The sequence below is a fragment of the Candidatus Cloacimonadota bacterium genome (assembly GCA_021734245.1).
Classification (GTDB): domain Bacteria; phylum Cloacimonadota; class Cloacimonadia; order Cloacimonadales; family TCS61; genus B137-G9.
The window spans coordinates 1-24,868 of the sequence record JAIPJH010000045.1; the positions used below are offsets into that span (position 1 = coordinate 1).

Below are 24,868 nucleotides of genomic sequence, written 5' to 3' on the forward strand. Positions count from 1 at the left end.
TGAGACGACCGATTCCCAAATAGTCATCTTGTTTTTTCTTAGCCATAGGACTCTCCTTATTTTTTTCTTTAAGACGATCAGGAATGTCCAGCCTGATCTGTCAACTTTCCTATGGTCAATTGGACTAAACTTTAAATAACATGTAATCATCCTTGCGAAGGTTGTGCAACTTTCAAAGATTATCGACCTTCGCAAGGTTATTTGTCAGTCCCCCTTTAGAAGAGGGAATCAAAGGGGGTTTAATGAGATTAGAATTAATTATTTATCTACCAAAACCCCTCGTACTCCCCTTACAAAGGGGAGCTTAATAACGATCAGAGGGCTAAATGAAAAAATATTTTCTTTTGTTAGCGTTAATTTGTGTAAATTCGTGGCTGCACTCCACTATCTGGGAAATCAAACAAGACGGAACAGGCGACTTTACTACCATTCAGGAAGGAATTGATTTCTGCACAGATGGTGATACATTATTAGTTTATCCCGGTGCATATTACGAAAACCTGGTAATAGAAGAAAAGTACCTGACAATAGGCAGTTTATATCTCACTACTGGTAATGAAAATTACATATCTCAGACAATTCTGGATGGCTTTCATAATGGCAGCGTATTTATTATTCAATCAGTACAAACAGGCGAAGTCTATATTTGCGGATTTGTAATTCAAAATGGGAAAGGTTCGGGAAGTTCTGCTCATAATAAAGGTGGTGGAGTTTATGGAGATGAATCAATAATAGGATTAGAAAAGAACATAATCCAGAATAATACCGCAGAATCTACAGGTGGAGGAGTATATGGAGATGAATCAACAATAAGATTAGAAAAGAATATAGTTCAGAACAATATAGCAATTTATGGTGGTGGATTAAATTTTTGGGAGAATGTTGAATCAACTTTAGCTGGTAATACAATTAGGTATAATCGGTCGTTACGAAAGGGAGGGGGATTACGTTTAGCTTACAATGCTAACGCAGTTTTTGATAATGAAATACTAAATAGTATTTACCTTAATTTTTCTGGATGTGGTAATGAAATTACAATCGGACCTTACTCACAATACCATGAAATACTTTTAGATACATTTACAGTAGCAGCTCCGGCAGAAGGTTATTATTTTATTTTTCCAACATCAGGAGGTGCCGGTATTCCACAACCGGGAATGTTTTCGTTCAGTTGCCAGCATTCCATGATTGAGCAGGTGAATCATGACCTTTATGTTTCAGCGGATGGTGATAATAATAACAGTGGAATTTCACCTGATGAACCCTTACAATCAATAGCTTATGCATTGGCTAAAATATATTCGGACAGCACAATGCAGAAAACTATTCATATAGCGGACGGTACTTATTCAGTTTCTCAAAACAATCAAATATATCCTCTCCATCTGAAAAGCTTTGTGGATTTGGTGGGTGAATCAAGGGAAAATACTATCCTTGATGCAGAATTTAATGGTGGTCATATCTATGCCTACGATCCACAACATAGATATAAAATAGAAAATTTTACGTTAATCAATTCTCTGGATCAATGGAATATTAGCATAACACAAAACACTGAAGCATTATTTAAAAATATAAAAATTTTAAATGATGATCAGGAAAATTATCATGGTCATTCACTTAATGCATCATTCTCTGATCTATCGATTGATAATTATGTTGTTGAAGGAGTTTTTGGTTCATCTGGGATATATCTTTACACAAGCAAAAATGATCCTGTATTTAACGTGGTTAATTACAGGTATATTAATAATAACTCTGATAATTTCAACAGAGCACTTAGAGTATATCGAACAACTGTTAATATGGATTCATTAGTTGTAAATGTGATAAATTCGGAGATTACAAACAATTCGGAGGAGTCATTTGAATGGCTGCCTAATGAAGTGGCTATACTCATTGATTGGCAAACCAAACTAAACCTTGTTAACAGCACAATTGGGGATAATTCTACTCTGCATATGGGTTCGGCTATTCAACTAATGGATCAATCAGAAGCTAATATTGTAAATTCTATTCTTTATGGAGATGTATTTGCCGAGATTTGTCTAAACGGTGCTTTTGGTCCTTGTACACTCAATGCGTGGAATTCATTGATAGAAGGCGGTGAAGGTGGAATAGTACAAATGGGTGGAACAAATAATATTAACTGGGATTATACAATAATGCTCAGTAACAATCCCCTCTGGCTTGGTGAAGATTATGATTGGCCTTATGCACTTTCCGAGTATTCTCCCTGTATCGATGCCGGTACATTGAATTTACCTTACGGGGTAGAATTACCTCAATACGATTTGGCAGGTAATCCACGTATTTATGGAGATACAATCGATATGGGAGCTTACGAGTGGCAGGGAGTTGGAATTGAAGAACCGGAAATTCCTCAAATCTCACCTCTCAAAACTAATATTTCAAATTATCCCAATCCGTTTAATCCATCAACAACTATAAAGCTGGATTTGGTAGATGCAGGAAAAATCGAATTAGCAATCTACAACATCAAAGGCCAGAAAGTGAAAACTCTGCTGGATTGTACAACAGCACCTGGTACATACGAATGCAATTGGAATGGAAAAGATAGCACCAACAAAAGCGTCTCTACGGGAGAATACTTCGCCAAACTTAAAATTGATGGTGAAGAAGTGGAAGTGAAGAAAATGATTTTATTGAAGTGATTTTGCGTCATCCTGAGTATTTCTTTCACAGTAAGTTGACGAAGGATTAGCGAGTTTATATTTCGTCGTTTGCCAAGAAGTGTTCCTCAATATGACGTTGTTGATTTTCCGTCAGCTTCTCTCAGCACTTCTATTATTAGCTGTCGGAAAAGTATAATAGATCTCTTATCGAATGTTATTTAGGAATTTTTCAGAACTTTCCGAAACCAATAAAGTAGGGTTTGCGAGAGAAGGTTTCGGAAAGGATGTTATTTCTTTTCTTCCTTTATTTCTCGTTCCCAAATTCCGTTTGGGAATGCAATATTAGGCAAAACTCCTGTTTTGCAGTAAACTTTCAGCATTCTATGTTTGTACTTTGTTCACGAGTCAAATCTGCAATAACTTTCCGAAACCAATAAAGAAGAGTTTGCGAGAGAAGGTTTCGGAAAGGATGTTATTTCTTTTCTTCCTTTTTCTTCTTCACTTTTAGATATTTATTTCCTTCTTTTTTTATCAACTGGTAACGCAAAAGCATATCAATCACATTTTTGGAAAAATAACGTAAAGATTGAAACAAACAGTCATCTTCAAAGCTCTTTTTTAGTTCGCTTTTGCTCATACGGTCGATTATCTCCATCACACCATCAAATGTGATGCCGTCATCACCGATTTTCTGGAACACTTTTCTATCAATATCTCTCATTTCTATTTCCTTAAAAATCTTTTCTTTGGACAAAAAACTGTGTGTTTGTCAGGATTGTCAAAGAGTAAAATGAGGAATTGAAAAATTGAGTACAAAACCCTTCTGTTCCGAAATTATTCGCAACATCTCCCCTTGTGAAGGGGAGCAATAAGGAATTGGTAAGTTAAATGAAGAAAGTCCTGATAATTGTTTATTACTGGCCGCCCAGTGGCGGAGCAGGCGTGCAGCGCTGGCTCAAATTCGTGAAATATTTACCGCAATTTGGCTGGCAGCCAACTGTTATCACCACCAAAAAAGGAGATTATCCTGCCCTTGATCATTCATTAGAAAGAGAAGTTCCACAAGATGTTCAAGTTATCAGAACAAAAACGCCAACATTTGGAAAATTCTTTTCGCAGAAAGGTTCACAATCGACTCCTTATGGCAGTTTAGAAATAAATAGCAATGATTCAATATTAAAGAAGTTATCTATCTGGATTCGCTTGAACCTGGTTATTCCTGATGCTCGTAAGATTTGGAATAAATATGCTCTACAAGCTGCCAAAAAAGAATTGGGTGTTAATAATTATGATTGCATTGTAACATCTGGTCCTCCTCATTCTACGCATTTGATCGGTCTAAAGTTAAAGAAAAAATTCAAAATTAAATGGATTGCAGATTTTCGTGATCCCTGGACGAAAATAGATTACCTGGAAAAAGTTAAACGAAATCCGATTACAGAAAATTTGGATAGAAAATTGGAAGATCAAGTTGTACAAAATTGTGACCTGGTTCTCAGTATTAACCAGAAAATTATTTCAGATCTTAAGGTAGATTCAAAAAGCAGAATAATCTCCAATGGTTTTGATCCGGAAGATTTTGAAGACATTCAAAAAAAGAAAAATGATAAATTCACGATCAGCTATTTTGGCAATATCACCATCGAACGCAATCCTGAGATAATAATAGAAGTTATAAATCAGATACCCGAGGTTGCTAATGAATGCAGAATCGATTTCTGGGGAAATGTTAGTAAAAATGTAACTGAAAAACTAAAAGATTTGGATGAGCATCAAATAGTTATTTTCCATTCTTATATTTCTCATCGAGAAGTTTTGGAGAAAATGATCAGCTCAGACCTGTTAATTTTAGTGATTAACAACGTTCCAGATAACAAAGGAATTCTTACTGGAAAGCTCTATGAATATCTTGGTTCGGGAGTACCAATACTGGGAATTGGACCTGTAAAAGGAGACGCAGCAGCAATCCTGAAAGACTCTAAATCGGGACAGATGTTCGATTACAATGACAAATCTGGAATTTCGGACTTCATAAAAAAACACTTTAATACCAGAAGCAAAGTGAATCGAAACAGAAGTAAAATTGAAAAATACAGCAGAAAAGAGCAAACTAAACTTTTAGCGGAGATTCTTTCGAAACCTTGAAAAGGTTTATAAGACTGTGACTTACTTGTAAACCTTTTCAAGGTTAATAAAAAGCCCCCGAAAACTCGAGGGCTTTAATCTATCTTATTTTAGATTATTTCATCACTCCCAACCAGTCTCCCAAAAGGAACTGGATTCGACCGATAAGTAGTGAAATACGCGCCATCACTGTATAACCAAATGAGGCACCGAAACCTACCATCATGTACCAGATTCCGATATTGGTGATTTTGCCGTAAACGCCCTTATGTTCCTTACTAAAGAAGAAATACAGCAGGATGGTAATTGTACCGACAAATATCAAGGCAGAGTTCAAAGTTTCGATCGGCATCATGGCACTACGCATCTGCACCAGCACGGAAGCATGCATGGAAAGCGGTACACCCATACCAACGATGGCCATACCAAATACGATAGGATAACGTGACAACCAACTGTAATTTTTGCTGAAACGGAATATGTATAATGAACCCATCAAGGCCGGGATCAGAATCCAGAAGTTGTGTTCCACAAATATTGGTCTATAAACAAACGGTATGAACGTATTGATATAGACAAGAGGAATGGCGTATCCCATGGAAACGCCCACGAACATGGCTTCGGCAAATTTGTAAAATGGATTGTCCTTGTACAGGAAAGAAAATATACTCAGCGTAAAAAACGCTGCAATGAAATTGCTTATTGCTTCAAATGACATGTCTTCCTCCTTCTATTTCTTTGCATCTCGTTTTTTGTTCACGAAGTAACCAATATTACCCAGAACAATGAAAACGATTATCATAATATGAGCTATTGTCTGCGCATTCATGCCGAGTCGAGCCATCTTATAACTTGTGTTTTTGATGTCGGATAGCTTTATCCAACTATCTTTGAGAACTTCTTTGCTATAATTACGCGAAACAATTTTTTCTACGCCATTTTCTTTGACCCGGTGCATGGCAAATACATCTACCAGTTTTTCATATTCTGCTGCACCTTTCAATCCTGCCAGCATACCGACCAATTGTCCGGTTTGCAGATAAGGATAATTATCGGCAGCCATCACGGCAGTAACACCGGCAGCTACATTTGCACCAAATCTGGAACGAGCATATGTGATCCATCTGACTACTGCTGCCGAAGCAGCAAAATCTACTACCAGGTTCATTTCATTATAATTCTTTATTTCTTTCATGATTTCCAGATTTTCCACGATCCTGCCTTCATCATCAGTTTCCACCGCTTTGGCGATATCGTCTCCCATTCCCAAAACGATCGGAGTGAAAAGTGCCCAGGGTTTGAAACCGAAATTCACATAATCAATTCCAGATTGAACGTTGAAGTCTTCTTTGGCGGTTTGTAAGGCATAATCCATGAGAGGTTTGGCAGTAGGCAGAAAGCAGATGGTGAAAACCGGTATCTTTCTTTGGAAGCAATGCCGTAAAATAGATACTTCCATTGGAAATAATTCTGCCATGGTAGAAGCATCATGATTGAACACCAGAAGAACAGCTCTATCTCTTCGGCCCAGATTGGTTTCCGGCGAAACGAACGAATCGATTTTCTTGTAAACATTTTCTGCCGGTTCAGTTACGTAGGTTTTGCTGTTAAACGGAATGATCAAAGGCAGGATGATGGCAAGAGCTACAACCAGATAGATGTAGCGTCTATCCAGAGCCTGCATACGATCAAAGAAATTCTTTTTTTCGTTCGCCATTATTCACCTCCACCCAGATATGTTCGCTCAATTCCAAGCAGAATTTTAAGTGAAGTTGCCGTCATTCCCAAACCAACTCCCAAGGCAATGCCGCGTTTTGCAGCCAGGTTGGGAACGTTCAAAATCCAATTGGAAACTTCCGGGATCCATTTGGAGATTGCCATACCGATCGGTACTTGTCCCAGCATCACGATAATAGCTGCGGCTAAAAGTACGGTAGCTTCCAGTGATCTTGCCCTGAATGCCTTGTAAGCTGCCGAAGCAATATAAAATGCCAAGAGCGAGAACATGGTTGCTCCCATTGGCAATTGAATATTCTTGAAAGTCCACATGAAGGGAGTTCCTTCCTGAGTTCCCCAAATGAAGCCTATCGCTCCTGTTACGATCAGCGATAAAAGCGTTACAACACTATATTGCCAGTTTGGCACTTTCCTTCTGATCTTGGCTGTATTTACCATGAACAGGCTCATAATGCCCAATAAAACCATGAAAGGTGAAATTGCTTTCATCCAGGTCTGATACCAATCATAAAAATCGGCAGAAGCTTTATGAGGAACAAAAGTATGGATGGCAAATATGAATCCGAGTATTATTACTATTAATAATGGTATTTGTCTTTTCATTTATCCTCCTATTTCTCAGGGAACGAATTGATCAGGAATGTGAGGTGAGATGTGGAAAGCACAGTTCCGAACAGTATGAAGATCAAGATCAATAATTTTAGATAATCAACAGCTTTCAATGTTCCCAGTTGTTTTGGTTCACGAGCCATGTAGGCTGAAGCGGCATAGAGTTCTTCTCCTATCAGGGTATAATCGCAAGTAGTTATAAAGAAAGGAATCTGGGTAACAGCGTCTGTACCGGAAATCTGGATAGCTCCGGTGCTGGCACCGGTTTCGGTCATCAGCAGAGCTTCTGCCCAGAACATTCCCATATAGAAGTTTGTAGCTGTTTTTTCACGAACCATGATACCATTGACTCCAGCCACAAAAGCAAATTGTGTCTGCGTGATAAAGAAAACACTGCCTTTATCGAATGAATCGGGTCTTCCCGCTTCATAATGAGCTTCCTTAACTATTTCCTGAGCAACGGGCAGAACCAGATAATCGCGGCAGGGAACCAGGATTTTTGTATCATATTCGGCAGCTTTCTTGGCAACTTTACTCAAAATCGCCAAACCAGCTAATGTTGCCACATCACCGATGCCCGAAGTTCCTGGTACGAACAGGATAGGTTTACCCATTTCTGTAGCACGACCGATGGCATTGTCAATTTCCTGAATACCGGCAATTGGTCGAATGTAAAGATCGTGACCTTTACGAGCTTTATTGATCATTACAAACACCAGAACTCCGAATAACAGAGAAGCGATAAGAGTGGGCAGCATTTTTACGTTGAACCAGTTTGACCAGGGTTTAAAGAACTGTGTTCCCCAACCTTCAAGATGTTTGGAATAAAGAGTAGTAGGTCTGAACGGTTTGTCTAAAACCAGTACATCTGTACTTGAAAAGCGTGCTTTGCCGGCACTTTTTACGATTTTGTATTCGAAAGAACGGACAGCGTTTCTTCTAACCATCTGCAAATATTTGGTGCGATTATATTTGCTTTTATAGCTGCTGGCTTTTTGCAGGATAGGATTATTTTCCAGATTTTCTAACTGCTCGGTATAATAATCTATTGCTTCAATTGCATCAGCAATCTCAGCTTCAGTTTCCAAGGTGTCTTTGCTGGCAGTATATTTATCTATTTCCTGCTGATATGTTTCCTTGTTCTTTTCCATTTCTGAACGATAAAGATTGGCACTAAGTCCTCTTTTCAAACTGAATGTAGGAGAAAATAGATAAAGAGCTTTATCTTCGTTGTATTCTTTGATTATCTTGAAATTGGTTATTCCATGACGGATATTATCAGCAAGTTCACGGTAAGAACCATTTACTTTTCTGGAAAGTCTGTATTCCGAGCTGGTGTAATTTTTCTTGTACACAAAATATTGATAATCGCTCAGGTATTCTTCGTATTCGCCATTTTGCAGTAAAGCTTTTCCAGGCATCATGGAAAGTGATATTTCATCGAATGTAACCGTTTGTGAGATCATATATTTTTCTGGAAGGGGTTTATTGCATTTGAATGTCATATCGAAATGTAGTTTTTGTTTTTTATCTGAATCATCGGGCAGTTTCACAATTATTTTATTGTCGAGGTAGTATTCATTTACAAAATCTATCTCCTTTCCAAAATCATCAAACACGCGGAAATAAATATTTCTGATTATATAATTTTGATTTGTTTGAGGTTCATAATTAATCAGTAATTTTGTTTTTTCTTTGTTCACGTAGTTGGAAGTAGTGATATAAACCGTAGGCATTTCCCACATTATCAGATTGTAATCTCCTTTATCATTGGGAGCATCAGCCACATCGAAATTTCCAATTCTGGGCAGATCATTCGTCGTGATAATGTCGGCCTGAGCTTTATCGGAAAAAGTTTCATAGCCGGAATAATCATCAAAAGAGAAAACAAAATAGTAGTCGTTCAGATTATTCTCATCGAACAATACATCGATGTTGTTTTCTTCATCAATAATCTTATTATCTTCGATTTGGATTGCGGCGGTAACATCCGGAGTGTAGGGGTAGCCGCTGCCACGGCGAAAGATTAATTGTAGAGGATTTTCGGTTTCTGGTTCATATACTCCTAACGTGGGATCTTCTTTTACTGCAACATCATTTTCTTCTTTCAATTTCTGTTCCAGCAGATATTTGTCGTATTGAGCCAGATCCTTTTCGGAAAGCAGGTAGATGCTGTGATGCCAATGGTCATCGGCAAATGAAGCCAGTTCCCACTCGAATTGCAGTCGTTTTTCATCTTCTACATAAGCAGCAAAAAACTCTTTCGGCTTTTCCGGCGAATTGTCTCTGGGAATACCCACTTCTGGAATTGCATGTGGATGAAACCTGCGTGCTTCATCAACTGCCACCACGGTGTAATAATACTCGTGATCGGCAATTAATTTTTTGGCAAACTGGGCCACATGGCGCAATTTGATTCCGCCATACACTTCGGTTTCTTCATCTTTTTCTACTTCTACTTTCTTAGTATTGTAGTAGAAATCATTTTCTTCTATCACAGCCAGAATGTCATATTCTTTCAGCTGAGGTCCCACAATTTTGATGTCGCGGGGATAGCGACGGAAAAGGACACCATCTTTTGGTTGACCCTGTTCGCGTTTTAATTTTCCATGAGCTTGAGTATCCAGAAAGTAATTAAAATCTGTGTCGTAGAAATTGAGTTCATCGGCCAATACGCCTGTTTTCACATTTACATCGATCTTTCCAATAAAGAAAAGAGAATCCAAGGTAACACCACGGTAAACGCGGTATTCGATGATCCTTCTTTCTTTTGGCAGAGGTCGCCAGCTGATTCTTAGTCCCGATCCATCATCGTTGGGAATGTCATGCGTTTGCAGTTTCGTGACGATGTAATCTGCATCTGTTAAGTTCGCATGAGATGGAAGAGGAATAAGCAGAAAGCTAAAGACCAGCAAAATCAGGAGTGAACCCGATTTAGAAAGGTTTAACTTCATAAATTTCTCCTTACTTTATTTTTTCCAGTTTTAACTGTCTTAAAACTCAAAATTTTTGCAAAAACATTCTTTAACAGCTTTATTGTCAACCATAATTTCTTTATTATATCTTAACATTATTTAACACTATACACCAATTTCACTGAGCGATTAGTCACTGAGTTTATATTCAGAAGTTTTTTGTCAATCTTTTATTTCTAAGTTGAGTTTGTAAAATTATAATAACAAGCCTGTTAAACTATGTAAGGTCAGGTTTATTCTTGATCGGAAATGAAATAACTGTTTAATGCATCGACTGTTTTTTGAAAGTCTTCCATTTCTTTTTGGGGAACTGGTGGTCCGGCAACGTTTTTCAATCTTAGCGGATTTATAGGTTTACCACGATGATAAATTGTATAATGTAGATGTGGACCGGTTGACCTTCCTGTAGAACCTACATAACCAATTATATCATGCTGTTGAACACGCATTCCCACTTTGTATTTTCCATATTTACTAAGATGACCATAAAGAGTTACATAACCATTTGCATGTCTTATCTTCACAGTGTTTCCCGTATGATTTGGATGCCAGGCAGCATAGATCACTGTTCCGTCTGCAGTGGCTTCTACAGGAGTTCCACGTGCTGCTCCATAATCTACTCCGCTATGAAAACTAACTTTCTTTGTAACGGGATGAACTCTTTTTCCAAAATAAGAAGTTATCCTGCTATAATTTAGAGGAGATTTCAAAAAAGCTTTCTGAAATGATTTTCCAGTCTCGTCATAATATTTTGCAATGCCTTTTTTGTTTTTATATCGATAAGCAATTTTATCGTAACCTTTAGTGTTGTATTGGGCTGCCAGGATATTTCCGGTTTTTACATAAATGCTGTCTTTGGTGATGTATTCTTCATACACCATTTTGAATTTATCGCCTTTTTGCGGATCGATGAAGAAGTCTATATCCCATTGGAAGATCTGAGTAAAAGTCATGGCCAGATTTGGATTGCCGTTCGCATCCAAAACTCCCTGCCAGAGTGAAGTATCGATTTGACCTTCGATAACTTTGGTTACTTTATAAGTTGGTAACGTATCAATTTTCGTATAATAATTATAAACGGAATCTTTTTCAGGATTGAAAGTATCCATCATTACACTGTATGTATAGATCTGATCGGGCATGAAATGAAGTTGGTTAACAACATCAGAGGAATCTAACACTACCAGAAAACTATCGGCAGGATGAGAATATCGCAGATCATAAATTGCGTTGAGTTTATTTACAAGCATGTAAACTGTGGCATTATCAATTTCTTCATCCATTAACGCATTTGCCAGAGTTTCACCCTTTTCCAATTCTCCCCGTTTATAATGAAATGGATCGATCTCTATTACTTCTTTTGGTTCTTCTTTTTGGCAGGAAATTAAGAAAAATATCAAAACAAAAAATATTAAAAAAAATCTATTCATTTATATTATTTACCTATTACTTTTTTACAGGCTTTTTTGAAGTTACGGGTATTCTTGTCAAATGAAAATCGGGGGAAATATAAACAAACAGATAAGGATTTAAGCATTTTCAAGATGATTTTACTGATAATTCGGGTTGGGTATTTTTCTATAATCTAAATTTTCAATCAAGATCACCAGGCAAAATATGATTCAAACTGTTTAATATATTCAATCAGAATTAATCAAATTCAAAGAAATAATAATTTGTAGGATTGCTAGCAGAATTAATATGTAATTGCTGTGTTTCTAATGGAATATAAGAGGAATCAGCACAAATAGACATTGCAAAATAATTTAATTCGGTTAAATCATAATAACCTAATGTATAAGAACGATCGATACCAATATCTATATTAAATTCTGTTCTAAAAACGGTTTGCAAATGACCATGAGAATATACTAAACCTTCTAATATAAAAAATTGATGATTTTCAGAATAATTATGGATTGAAACGGTTCCATAGTTGGAAGGTATCCTAATCGTCAATAATGAACCTATTTCTGAATAATTAATTATACCATCAACTGTGATAATTTCTCCAAAAAGCTGATTATTCAGGCTATTGCCTTTTGTTGTCCAAGTGTATGAAATAGAAGACGGAAAATCTTTAAAAGAAATAGTTTTTGTTTCAAAATTATCAATTTGCAATTCAAACAATTCGAAAATGCAAAACTCTATTGGAAAATAAGTTAAATTATAAATGTTAATCTGTGGTAAAATATTTATTTCAATTTTGCTTTCATTAAAAGCTCCTGTGTTATCCCAAGATTGAAATGTTAATGTTTTAGTCCCCCATTCAGAAACTACAGTATTCCATTCAAAGTCAATAGTTTCACTTTTTGCGATTTCATATAACGTATCCTGTTCCGCAAAAATGCATTGATTATATCCAATTTTATCAATATCTTTGAAAGTAGCAAAAATTTGAATATTTCCTGAATAAGTTTGACCATTCTGAGGTGAAATGACTGAAATCTCTGGATGGATAGAATCTTTGCTGCATGTGGTGAATGCAGCAGTATAAGTATCGTAATAATAGCAGTAAACGCCAGTTTGATAATAAGTATTTCTTACTCTCCAGTAATATAAAGTATTATTTTCTAAGAATTTGAGCTGGATAGGATTTTGAGTTGAACTATAATTTTCTAATGAATGAAAGTAAATTTCCGGTGGTGGTGATTCTGTGCCAAAATATAAACTCTGGTGTACTTCTCTTGCAAAATGATCATTAACAATTATCTGAGGAAAAACAGATACGTTTTCTGCATTTCTTTCAGGTGTAAAATCTGTTATTGTATAGGTCTCAGTTTCAAATTGACTAAAAGGTAAATCGCAACTTGATAACATAAAGATCATCACAGAAAATAAAATTGATATACCTATTTCTCTCATTCACCTTCCTTAAAAACAAGATGTTTCTAGCAAAAAAAAGATTATAATTCTGTCAAATGATCTAGCATGATTTTTGTTGTCAGCATTTCATATAGCATTCAAAAAACTTGACCTGAAAGCTGGAAAATCGGAACTGGAACAAATTGCGGCAATTGCCGTTAAAATAAAGAAATTAGGAAGTTTTATGTGGAATATAATCGGGGCAATAATTGCTCTGGGAGTTTTGGTAACGGTTCATGAATTCGGGCATTTTATTGCAGCTCGTTTATTTGGTGTGAAGGTAGAAAAATTTTCGATCGGGTTTGGGAAAAAGCTATTTTCTTTTCGCAAATGGGATACAGAATTCCGTATTTCATTGATACCTTTGGGCGGATATGTGAAAATGGTTGGCGAAAATCCTGATGAAGAGATCTTGGATGCAGAGCATTCCTATCGGACAAAAACCTGGTGGCAGAGAGCATTGATAGCTTTTGCCGGCCCGTTTTTAAATCTGATTTTTGCAGTTTTGCTGTTCATTACTTCTTTTGCTATTGGCAGAAATTATGAAGATCTTCAGCCAGTTGTAGGAGTGGTTGAAGAAAATTATTCCAGCATTTTCCAACCTGAAGATGAAATTCTGGAAGTTAATGGAAACGAAATAAAGGGTTGGAATCAGATCGTTCAATATACAAATACTGAAAAAGAAAACATTATCGAGATTCAACGTGGTGAATTTACAGAAATTATCGATCTTCCAGCTCTGAACCCAAATTTCTGGTACGAAGGAGTTAAACCATTCGTTCCAGCTCAAGTGGGGCAAGTAACGCCGGGAATGAGTGCCTTCAAATCTGGTTTGATGGATGGAGATGAAATATTGGAAGTGGACAGAAAACCTGTGAGTGACTGGTATGAAATGCGGGAAATGATCACCGATAATCCTAACGATGAAGTAGTTTTGAAAATTCGACGGAACGACCAGGAATTTGAAAAAACTTTGAAACTGGAAACCAACATTTATCAAGATAATAAAGTTATCGGCATTACAATGCCGAGTCCTGTAAAAATAAAAGAACGCTACAACCTGATCGAATCAATTGGTTACGGTACGGTTTCTACTATCAGTTTCGTTTACATGAATTATGCTTTGCTGTTCAAACTTGTAGCACATCCGGAAGCTATCAAGAGCAATATTGGCGGACCGGTGATGATCTACACTATGAGTCAGCAAACTGCGGGAAAAGGATTTGACGTTGTGCTTCTTTTCCTGGCTTCCATCAGTATCGTGCTGATGATAATGAATCTGCTGCCGATTCCGGTTTTGGATGGCGGTCATATATTTTTCTGTTTTATCGAAGGAATTTTCAAAAAACCATTATCCTTGAAAGTGCAGATAATATTGCAGAATATTGGAATTTTCATTTTGTTGTTTTTGATGGTATTTGCTTTCTGGAATGACTTCAGTCGTATTTTCAGCCGGAATTCAGCCATCCAACAACAAGAAACTGAAATGAGTAACTAAAACCTTGAAAAGGTTACAGTCAGAGGAATTCTTACATTTTACCTTTTCAATGGTTTGGTGAAGATTAAGCATGAATCAATGTTTTGGTGAAGATTAACCTTGAAAAGGTTTAGTTGAAAGAAAAGCCTTGTAAACCTTTTCAAGGATTAGGAATAGGGAGATAAATTATTTTTGAGTTTAAATTTGAAGGTAAAAGCGGCAAAGCCAGAGCTGGAATTCTGCAAACTCCGCACGGAGAAATAAGAACTCCCATTTTTATGCCGGTGGGAACCAGGGCAACGGTTAAAACTCTTACTCCGCAAAATCTGGAAGAGATCAAAGCTCAGATAATTCTGGGAAACACTTATCATCTTTATCTCCGTCCCGGTCATGAAATCATCAAAAAAGCCGGTGGTCTTCACAATTTTATGGGATGGAATAAACCTATCCTCACTGACAGTGGCGGTTTTCAGGTGATGAGCCTGAGCGGACTGCGAAAAATTACTCCCGAAGGTGTTCGTTTTCAATCTCACATCGACGGCAGCTATCACATGTTCACACCCGAAAAAGTTATGGAAATTCAAAATGCCATCGGAGCAGATATCATCATGTCTTTTGATGAATGTCCACCATTTCCTGCTACCAAAAAATATGTAGCAGATTCGCTGCAGACAACTCTGGATTGGGCAAAACGCGGAAAGGAAGCTCATAAAAACACTGCTAAACAAGCACTATTTGGAATTGTTCAAGGTGGAATTTATGATGATCTGAGGGAAGAAAGTGCAAAGAAGCTTATGGAAATGGATTTTCCTGGATATTCCATCGGTGGTTTGGCAGTTGGTGAGGACAAAAAAGATATGTTTCGCATCACGGAATTACTAAATGATATTTTACCTCAGAATAAACCTCGCTATTTAATGGGAGTGGGAACGCCAAATGATCTGCTGGAAAATATCGGTAACGGCATTGATATGTTCGATTGCGTGATGCCGACTCGAAATGCGCGCAAAGGAACTGTGTTTACCCGCCATGGAAAATTGATTGTAAAAGCTGCTCGTTACAAAGAAGATTTCGATCCTATCGACAGCGAATGTGAATGTTATACTTGCCGTAATTTCAGCCGTGCTTATATTCGTCATTTGTTCAGTGTTGATGAATTTCTGGGTATGAAACTGGCAACGATTCACAGCTTGCATTTTTACCTGGAATTGGTGGGAAAAGCTCGAAAAGCTATTTTGGAAGATCGTTATGAATCTTTCAAAAATTCATTTGGAACAAAACTGGATGAAATAATGGATTAATTATGGGAAAATTTAAAGAGATCAGTTTGGAGGAATTGAAGAAGTATTCGATCAAGGATCGACCCAGCAAAGTACATTTAGATGATCTTGCTAAGATTGAAGATTTAAGTGAATTGAATTTTCCAGATATTCTGGCTGCCAAAGATTTAAAAGAACTTGTCGATCGTTGTGCTGATGCAATCAAGGCCGGAAAACCGATATTTGTAGCTCTGGGTGGGCATGTAATCAAATGCGGACTTGCTCCTTTTCTGATCGAGATGATAAAAAAAGGTTGGATAAAAGGGTTATCTTCGAATGGCTCTGTTATCATTCACGATTTTGAACTAGCGATGTTTGGAAAAACTTCGGAAGATGTGGCAACTGCTTTGGAAGATGGCTCATTTGGGATGGTTACAGAAACTTGTGATTCATTAAATAAGACGATCCAAAATGCTGCTGAAAATAAACTTGGTTACGGTGAAGCAGTAGGAAAATATTTAGTAGAAAACAAAGCACCAAACAATGAAATATCTCTGGTGGCAAAAGCATATGAATACGATGTTCCATTCACAGTTCATGTGGCTTTGGGAACAGATATTAATCATCAGCATGAAACAGCTGATGGTGCAGCGATCGGAGATTGTTCAATGCGCGATTTTAGAATTCTCTGCAACAACTTGATCCAATTGAATGAAGGTGGTGTTTTTCTGAATTTCGGTTCTGCTGTTATATTGCCGGAAGTTTTCTTGAAAGCGATCACAGTTGTGCGAAATCTTGGTTACCCACTTAAGAATTTTTACACTGCTGTTTTTGATATGAATATGCATTATCGTCCACGTACAAACATTGTACATCGTCCAACGTTAAGTGGTGGGAAAGGCTATTATTTTGTAGGTCATCACGAAATTATGATTCCGTTATTTTATAAACTTCTAAAGGATAAAATTGATAATGCGTAAACTTCTTCTGATATTTATGATCAATATAATATCAATGTCTATCTTTTGTGAAGAGGAAAAAGCAAAGAAGAAAATTCCCATGAAAGCAGCAGCTCTTTCATTAATAGTTCCAGGTGGAGGTCAGTTTTACAACGAAAGCTATTTGAAATGCGGAATTGTTGCCGGTCTGGAACTCACATTCATTGGTTTAGCTGTGAATCATCATATCAAAGCAGAAGACTGGTACGATAAATTTGAGTTATCTCAAAATGATGAGGATTATGCAAAATATGTAGATTATTACAATAAAAGGCAAAGCGATATCTGGTGGGCAGGAATTGTTATTTTTCTCTCAACAATTGACGCTTATGTGGATGCTCATCTTTATGATTATGATGAAACAAAAGATAAAATCAGATTGAAATTTGAAGATAATATGGTCAGTTTAGAATATAGGTTTTAAGGAATTTTAAGAATGAAAAAATATGTAATTGCGATCGATGGACCGGCAGCTTCGGGAAAAAGTACGACTGCCAAAAGCCTGGCAAAAAAACTAAAATATATTTATATCGATTCGGGAGCAATGTATCGTGCCTGCGGACTCATGTCTTTACAGGAAAAAGTTGATTTATCTGATGAAATAGCTTTAGCAGAAATGTTGAATAAAATTACAATTGATATTCATTACAACGAAAACGGAAACAGAATTATTTTGAATGGGGAAGATGTTTCCGAGAGAATTCGGGAAGCGGATATAACAAAACTTTCATCTCAGATTGCAATAATTGGAAATGTGCGAACAAAAATGGTGGAACTGCAGAGAATAATGGGACAAGATGGTGGCGTGATAATGGATGGCCGCGATATTGGAACAGTGGTATTTCCTGATGCTGATTTTAAATTTTTTATGATAGCCGATGTTCATACACGTGCAGTTCGTCGCTGGGAAGAAGCAAAAAGTAAAGGGGAAGAACTTAGTCTGGAAGCAATTGAAAAAGAGCTTATCTGGCGAGATAAAAATGACTCAACCAGAAAAATTTCTCCACTTAAACAGGCAGAAGATGCCATCCCAATAGATACAAGTAATATGACAATTCCACAGCAGGTAGATTTTTTGTACGAGATAATTTTGCGAGGTAAAAATGCGTAGAACTTATGCAGCGATTACAGCTTTAGTTCGATTATACATGAGAATATTCTGGCGATTGAAAATATATAATAAAGAACGTTTGAGCAATTTGCAAAATTGCATAATTGCTGCTAATCACATTTCAGCTTTCGATCCGCCTTTTATTGGATCTTTGGTGCCTTTTGAAATTCACTATCTTGCAAAATGGGAACTTTTCAAGAATAAACTTTTCGGTGCATTTTTGCTCAGCGTAAATTGCATTCCAATAAAAAGAGGAAGAATTGATAAATCTGCTATAACTCGAGTAAAATTGGTGCTTCGCAAAAAACGATCTATCCTGATCTTTCCAGAAGGAACCAGAAAATCGACTCGAGTTAAATCGGGAATCGGCAAATTTGCTATCGAGGCGAAGACGGATATTTGTCCGGTTTACATCGAAAATTCAACTGATTTCTGGTCTTGTTTTCTTGGTAAAAAAAGGTTGAAAATAGTAATTGGAGAAAAAATAAAATCTGATGAATTTGCAGGTTTGCAAGCAAATAAAGAAAATTATCAGAAGCTATCAGAAAATGTAATGAAAAAAATATTAGAGTTGAAAAATGAGTGTTAGAATTGCCAGAAATTCAGGTTTTTGTTTTGGAGTGAAAAGAGCTATAAATTTAGCTTTGGATGCTGCCAAAAATCATGATTCAATCATAACTCTGGGGCCGATAATTCATAATCCTCAGATGGTACAAAAACTTGCCAGTGAAGGTATCATGAGTGTGGATGATACAAAAGAAATTAATAATAGACCAACTATCATCCGTTCTCATGGAGTAAAAAAAGAAACTCTACTGGAATTGCAGGATTTCGGAATTGAGATCATAAACGCCACTTGTCCTTACGTTTCCAAAGCTCAGGAACAAGCACAGATTCTGAGTAAGGAAGGATATCAGGTTATCATAATGGGAGACAAAGATCATCCCGAAGTGAAAGCACTTCGTTCCTATCTGGATGGAGAAGTTATCATTGTAGAAAATGCCAGCGAACTTCCTGCGAAAAAATTTGGTAAGATCGGAATTATCTGTCAAACGACTCGAAATATAACCGATTTGGAAAATCTGGTTCAAAAACTGATTTCCCAAAGCCATGAAATCCGCGTCATCAATACTATTTGCAATGCTACAAGTGTTCGTCAGGAATCGACTGTTGAACTGGCAAAACAAAGTGAAGTAATGATAGTGATAGGCGGAAAAAACAGTTCAAACACAAAAATGCTTGCCAAGATCAGCAAAAATTTTGTAGAGACATATCACATTGAAACAGAACGTGAAATCGAATGTAAGTGGTTTAAAGATAAGGTAAATATCGGTATCACGGCAGGTGCTTCCACACCAGACTGGATTATCGTGGAAGTACACAACAAAATTATTAAATGTATGGGGAATATCGATAAAAAAGTAGATAATATCGAAGATATTCCCGGATTCAAGGAGGATGAATGATTGTTAACGATCAAAAAGAAATCAAGGATGAAAAAAATCCTAAAAAAGAAGTTCTTGTAGAAACAAAAAAAGAAGAAGTAAAAGAAGAAATCAAACAACCTGAAACGGAAGCAAAAGAAGAAACCAAAGAAGTAAAAACCGAAGAGAAGAAAGAAGAGCAACCAGCAGAATTAGCAGAAGAAAAAGTAGAAAAACCTGCTGAAAAAACTGAAGAAACTGAAAAACCTGCTGAAGTAACTGAAGAGAAAGTTGAAGAAGTGAAAACTGAAAAACCAAAAGAACTTTCCAAAAAGAAAAAAGACGAAATGGATATGATGAGTCTTTTGGATGAACATTTCAGCAAATTCGATGCAGGAAAGATCGTGGAAGGAACAGTAGTAAGTGTTGATGAAAGATCAGTTCTGGTTGACATCGGTTTCAAATCGGAAAGTGCTATTTCAATTCGTGAATTCACCAATTCCACTTTGCCGGAGATTGGAAGCAAAATCAAAGTTTACATCGATTCTGTGGAAGATGGTTCCGGACGTCTCAAGCTTTCCAAAAAGAAAGCAGATTTCTATTTGAATCTGGAAGAATTGGAAAAAGTTCACGATAAGAATGAATCTGTAAAAGGTATTTTGCGTCGACGTGTGAAAGGCGGAATGATAGTTGAAATTGATGGACTAGAAGCTTTTCTTCCCGGTTCACAAATATCCACAAAACCAATTCCGAATTTAGATCAGTTCATCGGAAAAGAGTCTGATTTCAAAATTCTGAAAATAGATAAAGAAAGAAGAAATATAATAGTTTCTCGCAAGAAAGTTCTCATCGAAGAACAAGAAGAAAAACTACAAGAACTTCGTAAAGTAATCGTAGAAGGTGCAGAGCTTGATGGTGAAGTTCGCAATATTACAGATTACGGTGCTTTTATCGACCTGGGTGGAATTGATGGCCTGCTTCATATCACAGATATGAGTTGGGGACACATCAAGCATCCTAGTGATATGTTGAATATCGGCGATAAAGTTAAAGTAAAAGTTCTCAATTATGATGTAGATGAAGGTAAAGTTTCTCTTGGACTTAAGCAGCTTGTTCCTCATCCCTGGGAAAACATCGAAACAAAATATCCGGAAGGAACCATTGTTTCTGGTAAAGTTGTGAACATTACCAATTATGGTGTGTTCGTAGAATTAGAATCTGGCGTAGAAGGCCTTGTTCATATTTCTGAAATGAGCTGGACTAAGAAGATCAAACATCCAAAGCAGATCCTGAAACTTGGTGATTCGATAAAAGCAATCGTTTTACATACTTCCAAAGAAGAGAAAAGAATTTCTCTGGGAATCAAGCAGATGGAACCGAATCCCTGGCTTACCATAGAAGAACGTTATCCAATCGGATCCGTTTTGAAAGGTACAATTAAAAGCATCACTCCATTTGGTGTTTTTGTTGAGATCGAAAAAGATATAGAAGGTCTTATTCATATATCCGATATTTCCTGGACGAAGCGAATTTATCATCCCAAAGAAGTTTACAAAAAAGGTCAGGAAGTGAAAGTTGTAGTTATTTCCATCGATAAAACATTACACAGAATTGCACTGGGCGTGAAACAGCTTACCGAAGATCCCTGGGATAAACTGGATGAGAAACTTCCGATCAATACCGAGCTGAAAGCTAAAATCGTAAAACTTATCTCCAAAGGTGTTTTAGTGGATGTGGGAGTTGATGGAAATATGGTAGAAGGATTTGTTCCACTTTCTCATCTGGCAATTCCTGGACTGAAAAAAGCAGGAATGGCTTTTGAAGTGAGTGAAGAACTTCCCCTTAAGATCATCGAACTCGATCTGGAAAATAGAAGACTTATCCTCAGCGTAAAAGCTTATTACTTTGCCAAAGATGCAGAAGAACTTCAGAAATATGTAGACGAACATCAACAGAAAGTTCGCGAAAAAATCGAAAAGAGACGTGCTATAAAAGAAAATCTGGTTGAACAAGAAGAAGAGCCAAAACCTGCTGAAGAAACGAAAGAAGAACCAGTAGAAAATTCTAAGAAAGAACAGGTAGTGGAAAAAGCAGAAGTAAAACCAGAAGAAGAAAAACCCGAAGAAAAAGAAACAGAAAAAGAAGAATCAACAGAAGAACAACCTGAAGAAAAACCAGAAGAAGAAAAACCCGAAGAAAAAGAAACAGAAAAAGAAGAATCAACAGAAGAACAACCTGAAGAAAAACCAGAAGCTGAAGAAAAGAAAGAAGAAAAACCTGCTGAAGAGAAAGCTAAAGAAGAAACTCCTGAAGAAGAAACAACAGATGAAGAACCAGAAGAAGAAAAGCAGGAAGAAGAAAAATAATTGGAATCACTAAGATGAATATAATTAAGGCGGCTAATTTTAGTCGCCTTTTTCTATGGGAGATTCAATGAAAGAAAATATTTTTTTGATAGGTTTTATGGGAGTTGGTAAGACGTTTCTGGGAGAGAAACTGGCAGAACATTTGGAATTGGATTTTTATGACCTGGATTGTGCTATCGAGAAAAAAGCAGGTTTGGATGTGAATGATATTTTTGCCCGGAAAGGTGAAGAATATTTCAGAAAATTGGAATCGAAGATTTTATTGAATTGGCGAAAATCAGGAATTATTTCTACCGGCGGCGGAATTGTGCTGGAAACAAAAAATAGAGATTTCCTGAAAAAATCACAGAATAAAATCATCTGGCTGAATCCCAAATGGGAAATTATTCGTTCTCGTATTGTAAACTCTTATCGACCATTAGTTTTAGATCGCAGTGAAATGGAATTGTTTAGTTTATGGTCGGAAAGACAACCCTTTTATGAAGAATGCGCCGACATATTATTTGAAGGAACAGAGCTGAAAGAACTGATAAAATTGCTTGATTGATCAGATTATTTCATCAACAGCATTTTCCTCACATCTATTTCTTCTCCATTCACTTTAAGCCTTGCGAAATATTCACCTGAAGATACGCTCTTTCCAGCATCGTTTTTTCCATTCCATACGCATTCAAAGTGACCAGCAGAAAGAAGTGAATTTAAAAGTGTTTTTACTTTTTGACCTTTGATGTTGAAGATTTCCAGAGTCACAAACGAGGACGTTTGTGTTACGTTGAAGCTGATTGTTGTGGATGGATTGAAGGGATTTGGGTAGTTGCATAGATTTATCTCATCATTTGGAATAACAACCGGATCTTCTACACTGACTACCGGTGGAGCCCCAAACTCATAACAACCCATATCAATTGTTGCCAATCCGTTTCCATCACCATCCCATATACGTCCGTGATGAAGTAAATCCCAAGGTGGCAGAAATAATCCTGTTGTGTCAGGCGTACCGTTATCGATACAGGGAGAAAGCTCGGAGAGTTGATAAGGATCATCACCGGAAAGCAAGAATTGAGGATCTTCGTCAATGTTGCCTTCTAACAAGTTGATAACATTTGAATTATTATCGCTAAAAATTGCAGAACTTCCACCTTCAATATTATTATATAAAGAATAAAGTGTGCTAGGAAAATTTAGATAAGGATCATACAATAAACCAACCTCATAATCACCTGGATTTCGTAAAACATTATTTTGAAGATACATGTTACCATTAAAGCTAACCCCATAAGATGAAATATTATTAACAACTGTATTGTTAGAGAAATGTATTGAACTATTGGGTTCGGAGTCTATATAGATTGTACCCCTACCATTTTCGATATGATTGTCTAAAAAAAGGTTATTATTTATATTTATATCACCAATTTCACCATTATAATCATTCACTAGTAAAGCACTTGCATAACCAAAATATGTAGGGCAGGGACCAGAATTATTAATAAACTTGCAATTCTCAATATTCACATCTCCACTACTCATTACATAAAGTCCTGCTGAATGACAAGGACCACCTGAAATTGAATTATTAGAGAATGTACAATCGGTTGCTTCAAAATAAGTAGTACCATTAAACCAAGCACCTGAGTTGCTACCAATTTGACTTTCTGTATTATAAGCTGTAACATTTCTTAGTTCAATGTTTCCACCAGCTGTACTACTTGAAATAGCAGCACCAAAGCCTGTTATAATACAGTCCTGAATAAGTATGTTTTCAAATACAATAAAATCTGTATTGTGTAACCAAACTAGTTTGCCATTACAAAAACCATTAAGAAACGAGAGATTTTTCACTAACGAATGTTCATATCCAGATAGACCCATAAATAATGTATTAAGATTTGATTCACCATCGATAATAGTATCATTCAAATTATTACCAATAATATTAACATAAGGCTTACAACCAAATGGTAATTGTAATGGATTAGAAGTATCATTATAAAAACCAGGCAGTAAATATACTGTATTTGGGTTATCAGGGTTCGATGCAACTTTTCTTACTGCTCGATTGATTATTAACATTGGTTGATCTGGAGATAGACCTGAATTCTCATCGCTGCCATTTGGAGAAACGTATAAGTCGTGATCAATTGGCTCAAGATAACTATTCAAAATATCAAAATTATAAGTAACTGCTATCGCTCTAACATTACTAACAAAATATTCCGAAGGTACATACACAGTAAAAGTATCTACGATAACTGTGAAGTCTGTAACATGAATAGAAGAAATGTAAATCTCTGACATATAAGCAGCAAGATTATTATAAATATTACACCTGTTATCTTCGTCAAAAGTAACATTAGAATCTCCACTAACACCTATAGCACCACCAGCTCGATCGGCAAAATTATTGCGAATAACTGTACCTGATAAGAAAAGATTTGTATTGAAAATACTCAAACCCGCACCAGCAATTGCATAATTTTCTGTTATGACACAATTAATTATGCTATTATTTACTTGTGTATCTTCAACATAAATTGTAATACCTCCACCCCAAGAAGTTAACGCCTGATTACCTTGACCGTTTTTAATAGTTAAACCTTGTAAAATCGTGTTTGTTTCACCAGAAACAACACTCACACAACTACCTTGACGTTGACCATCGATAACTGTTTGTGAAATATATTGTGGATCACTCGTGGTGAGTTCCAAGCTTGCTACAGTGATGTTTTTACCATTATAATCAATGTTTTCGTAATACGTTCCAGGATAAACTAGAACTGTGTCACTATGCGTAGATACATTTATACCTTGCTGGATTGTAGTAAAATCTCCGGTGCCATCTAGTTTGATGTACCAGGTGGTAGAATGCAGCCACAAAGAAACGCTAAATAGCGCGAAGAAAACTATAAGTTTTGATTTAATAATAACCCCCTGATCATTATTAAGCTCCCCTTCGTAAGGGGAGTACGAGGGGTTTTGTAAGATTCATAATTAATTCTATTCTCATTAAATCCCCTTTTTCCCCCTTACAAAGGGGGACTAAAAAATAACCTTGCGAAGGTTTCACACACCCCTCGGCTAAAGTTTACCAGCCTTTGGCTGGCCGCATCCCTAAGCCAAAGGCTTATAAATCTCAAGAGGGGAATTTAACCTTCGCAAGGATTTCGCAAACAAGATGTTTGCGTTACTTTAACATTAACATTTTCTTCTTGATCGTTTGAGATGAAGTGGAAATCTGGTAAAAGTAAACACCGCTGGAAACGGATTTTCCTGTGCTGTCTTTGCCA

The 24,868-nt window shown here is 36.6% G+C and carries 19 protein-coding genes; 11 read left to right on the top strand and 8 right to left on the bottom strand.

What is annotated here, in order from left to right:
• The first annotated feature begins 326 nt into the window (after positions 1-326).
• Entirely contained in the window at positions 327-2,675 is a 2,349-nt protein-coding gene (locus K9N40_08050) for a hypothetical protein (GenBank protein ID MCF7814415.1), read from the top strand.
• Positions 2,676-3,108: 433 nt separating this feature from the next.
• Here the strand turns inward: K9N40_08050 and K9N40_08055 are convergent, their stop codons facing one another.
• The gene (locus K9N40_08055) at positions 3,109-3,357 is read right to left on the bottom strand and encodes a hypothetical protein (protein ID MCF7814416.1); all 249 of its coding nucleotides are present in this window, start codon (positions 3,355-3,357) and stop codon (positions 3,109-3,111) included.
• A 167-nt stretch (positions 3,358-3,524) separates the two neighbouring features.
• Between K9N40_08055 and K9N40_08060 the strand changes: the two genes are divergently transcribed.
• Positions 3,525-4,781: a glycosyl transferase family 1 gene (locus tag K9N40_08060; protein ID MCF7814417.1), complete on the top strand. Its 1,257-nt coding sequence runs from the start codon at positions 3,525-3,527 to the stop codon at positions 4,779-4,781.
• A 94-nt stretch (positions 4,782-4,875) separates the two neighbouring features.
• Here K9N40_08060 and K9N40_08065 read toward each other — a convergent pair whose 3' ends face one another.
• The 6 genes from K9N40_08065 to K9N40_08090 form a co-directional block, all read right to left on the bottom strand.
• The gene (locus K9N40_08065; protein ID MCF7814418.1) at positions 4,876-5,478 is read right to left on the bottom strand and encodes a hypothetical protein; all 603 of its coding nucleotides are present in this window, start codon (positions 5,476-5,478) and stop codon (positions 4,876-4,878) included.
• A 12-nt stretch (positions 5,479-5,490) separates the two neighbouring features.
• Positions 5,491-6,477: a hypothetical protein gene (locus K9N40_08070; protein MCF7814419.1), complete on the bottom strand. Its 987-nt coding sequence runs from the start codon at positions 6,475-6,477 to the stop codon at positions 5,491-5,493.
• The gene (locus K9N40_08075; protein ID MCF7814420.1) at positions 6,477-7,100 is read right to left on the bottom strand and encodes a hypothetical protein; all 624 of its coding nucleotides are present in this window, start codon (positions 7,098-7,100) and stop codon (positions 6,477-6,479) included. Before K9N40_08075 ends, K9N40_08070 begins: the two co-directional genes overlap by 1 nt.
• Before the next feature lie 8 nt (positions 7,101-7,108).
• A complete protein-coding gene (locus K9N40_08080) occupies positions 7,109-10,060 on the bottom strand; it encodes a hypothetical protein (GenBank protein ID MCF7814421.1) in 2,952 nt (983 codons plus the stop codon).
• 254 nt (positions 10,061-10,314) lie between these two features.
• Positions 10,315-11,511: a M23 family metallopeptidase gene (locus tag K9N40_08085; protein MCF7814422.1), complete on the bottom strand. Its 1,197-nt coding sequence runs from the start codon at positions 11,509-11,511 to the stop codon at positions 10,315-10,317.
• A 220-nt stretch (positions 11,512-11,731) separates the two neighbouring features.
• Complete coding sequence (locus K9N40_08090; protein ID MCF7814423.1) at positions 11,732-12,946, bottom strand: hypothetical protein; 1,215 nt, start codon at positions 12,944-12,946, stop codon at positions 11,732-11,734.
• A 184-nt stretch (positions 12,947-13,130) separates the two neighbouring features.
• Between K9N40_08090 and rseP the strand changes: the two genes are divergently transcribed.
• The 9 genes from rseP (at position 13,131) to K9N40_08135 (ending at position 22,128) form a co-directional block, all read left to right on the top strand.
• A complete protein-coding gene (gene rseP, locus K9N40_08095) occupies positions 13,131-14,444 on the top strand; it encodes an RIP metalloprotease RseP (protein ID MCF7814424.1) in 1,314 nt (437 codons plus the stop codon).
• Between the two features lie 164 nt (positions 14,445-14,608).
• On the top strand, positions 14,609-15,724 hold the full coding sequence (gene tgt / locus K9N40_08100; GenBank protein ID MCF7814425.1) for a tRNA guanosine(34) transglycosylase Tgt: 1,116 nt from the start codon (positions 14,609-14,611) through the stop codon (positions 15,722-15,724).
• A gap of 2 nt (positions 15,725-15,726) precedes the next feature.
• Positions 15,727-16,662 carry a hypothetical protein gene (locus K9N40_08105; GenBank protein MCF7814426.1) on the top strand — a complete coding sequence of 312 codons (936 nt, stop codon included), beginning with the start codon at positions 15,727-15,729 and terminating at the stop codon, positions 16,660-16,662.
• Positions 16,655-17,104, top strand: coding sequence for a hypothetical protein (locus K9N40_08110; GenBank protein MCF7814427.1), 450 nt, complete (start codon positions 16,655-16,657; stop codon positions 17,102-17,104). The genes K9N40_08105 and K9N40_08110 overlap by 8 nt, the downstream gene beginning before the upstream one ends.
• Before the next feature lie 12 nt (positions 17,105-17,116).
• Positions 17,117-17,791 carry a (d)CMP kinase gene (gene cmk / locus K9N40_08115; protein ID MCF7814428.1) on the top strand — a complete coding sequence of 225 codons (675 nt, stop codon included), beginning with the start codon at positions 17,117-17,119 and terminating at the stop codon, positions 17,789-17,791.
• Positions 17,784-18,380, top strand: a complete 597-nt coding sequence (locus K9N40_08120; GenBank protein MCF7814429.1) for a 1-acyl-sn-glycerol-3-phosphate acyltransferase — start codon at positions 17,784-17,786, stop codon at positions 18,378-18,380. Before cmk ends, K9N40_08120 begins: the two co-directional genes overlap by 8 nt.
• Positions 18,370-19,257, top strand: a complete 888-nt coding sequence (locus K9N40_08125) for a 4-hydroxy-3-methylbut-2-enyl diphosphate reductase (protein MCF7814430.1) — start codon at positions 18,370-18,372, stop codon at positions 19,255-19,257. Before K9N40_08120 ends, K9N40_08125 begins: the two co-directional genes overlap by 11 nt.
• Positions 19,254-21,581 carry a 30S ribosomal protein S1 gene (locus K9N40_08130; GenBank protein ID MCF7814431.1) on the top strand — a complete coding sequence of 776 codons (2,328 nt, stop codon included), beginning with the start codon at positions 19,254-19,256 and terminating at the stop codon, positions 21,579-21,581. The genes K9N40_08125 and K9N40_08130 overlap by 4 nt, the downstream gene beginning before the upstream one ends.
• Positions 21,582-21,648: 67 nt before the next feature.
• Positions 21,649-22,128, top strand: a complete 480-nt coding sequence (locus tag K9N40_08135) for a shikimate kinase (protein ID MCF7814432.1) — start codon at positions 21,649-21,651, stop codon at positions 22,126-22,128.
• Positions 22,129-22,133: 5 nt separating this feature from the next.
• Here K9N40_08135 and K9N40_08140 read toward each other — a convergent pair whose 3' ends face one another.
• Positions 22,134-24,458, bottom strand: coding sequence for a right-handed parallel beta-helix repeat-containing protein (locus K9N40_08140; GenBank protein ID MCF7814433.1), 2,325 nt, complete (start codon positions 24,456-24,458; stop codon positions 22,134-22,136).
• Positions 24,459-24,868: the final 410 nt, after the last annotated feature.

Bases quoted from the DNA above. Each gene is read 5' to 3' on its own strand.
- K9N40_08050 (MCF7814415.1), top strand. From the start codon at position 327: ATGAAAAAATATTTTCTTTTGTTAGCGTTAATTTGTGTAAATTCGTGG.
- K9N40_08055 (MCF7814416.1), bottom strand. From the start codon at position 3,357: ATGAGAGATATTGATAGAAAAGTGTTCCAGAAAATCGGTGATGACGGC.
- K9N40_08060 (MCF7814417.1), top strand. From the start codon at position 3,525: ATGAAGAAAGTCCTGATAATTGTTTATTACTGGCCGCCCAGTGGCGGA.
- K9N40_08065 (MCF7814418.1), bottom strand. From the start codon at position 5,478: ATGTCATTTGAAGCAATAAGCAATTTCATTGCAGCGTTTTTTACGCTG.
- K9N40_08070 (MCF7814419.1), bottom strand. From the start codon at position 6,477: ATGGCGAACGAAAAAAAGAATTTCTTTGATCGTATGCAGGCTCTGGAT.
- K9N40_08075 (MCF7814420.1), bottom strand. From the start codon at position 7,100: ATGAAAAGACAAATACCATTATTAATAGTAATAATACTCGGATTCATA.
- K9N40_08080 (MCF7814421.1), bottom strand. From the start codon at position 10,060: ATGAAGTTAAACCTTTCTAAATCGGGTTCACTCCTGATTTTGCTGGTC.
- K9N40_08085 (MCF7814422.1), bottom strand. From the start codon at position 11,511: ATGAATAGATTTTTTTTAATATTTTTTGTTTTGATATTTTTCTTAATT.
- K9N40_08090 (MCF7814423.1), bottom strand. From the start codon at position 12,946: ATGAGAGAAATAGGTATATCAATTTTATTTTCTGTGATGATCTTTATG.
- rseP (MCF7814424.1), top strand. From the start codon at position 13,131: ATGTGGAATATAATCGGGGCAATAATTGCTCTGGGAGTTTTGGTAACG.
- K9N40_08105 (MCF7814426.1), top strand. From the start codon at position 15,727: ATGGGAAAATTTAAAGAGATCAGTTTGGAGGAATTGAAGAAGTATTCG.
- K9N40_08110 (MCF7814427.1), top strand. From the start codon at position 16,655: ATGCGTAAACTTCTTCTGATATTTATGATCAATATAATATCAATGTCT.
- cmk (MCF7814428.1), top strand. From the start codon at position 17,117: ATGAAAAAATATGTAATTGCGATCGATGGACCGGCAGCTTCGGGAAAA.
- K9N40_08120 (MCF7814429.1), top strand. From the start codon at position 17,784: ATGCGTAGAACTTATGCAGCGATTACAGCTTTAGTTCGATTATACATG.
- K9N40_08125 (MCF7814430.1), top strand. From the start codon at position 18,370: ATGAGTGTTAGAATTGCCAGAAATTCAGGTTTTTGTTTTGGAGTGAAA.
- K9N40_08130 (MCF7814431.1), top strand. From the start codon at position 19,254: ATGATTGTTAACGATCAAAAAGAAATCAAGGATGAAAAAAATCCTAAA.
- K9N40_08135 (MCF7814432.1), top strand. From the start codon at position 21,649: ATGAAAGAAAATATTTTTTTGATAGGTTTTATGGGAGTTGGTAAGACG.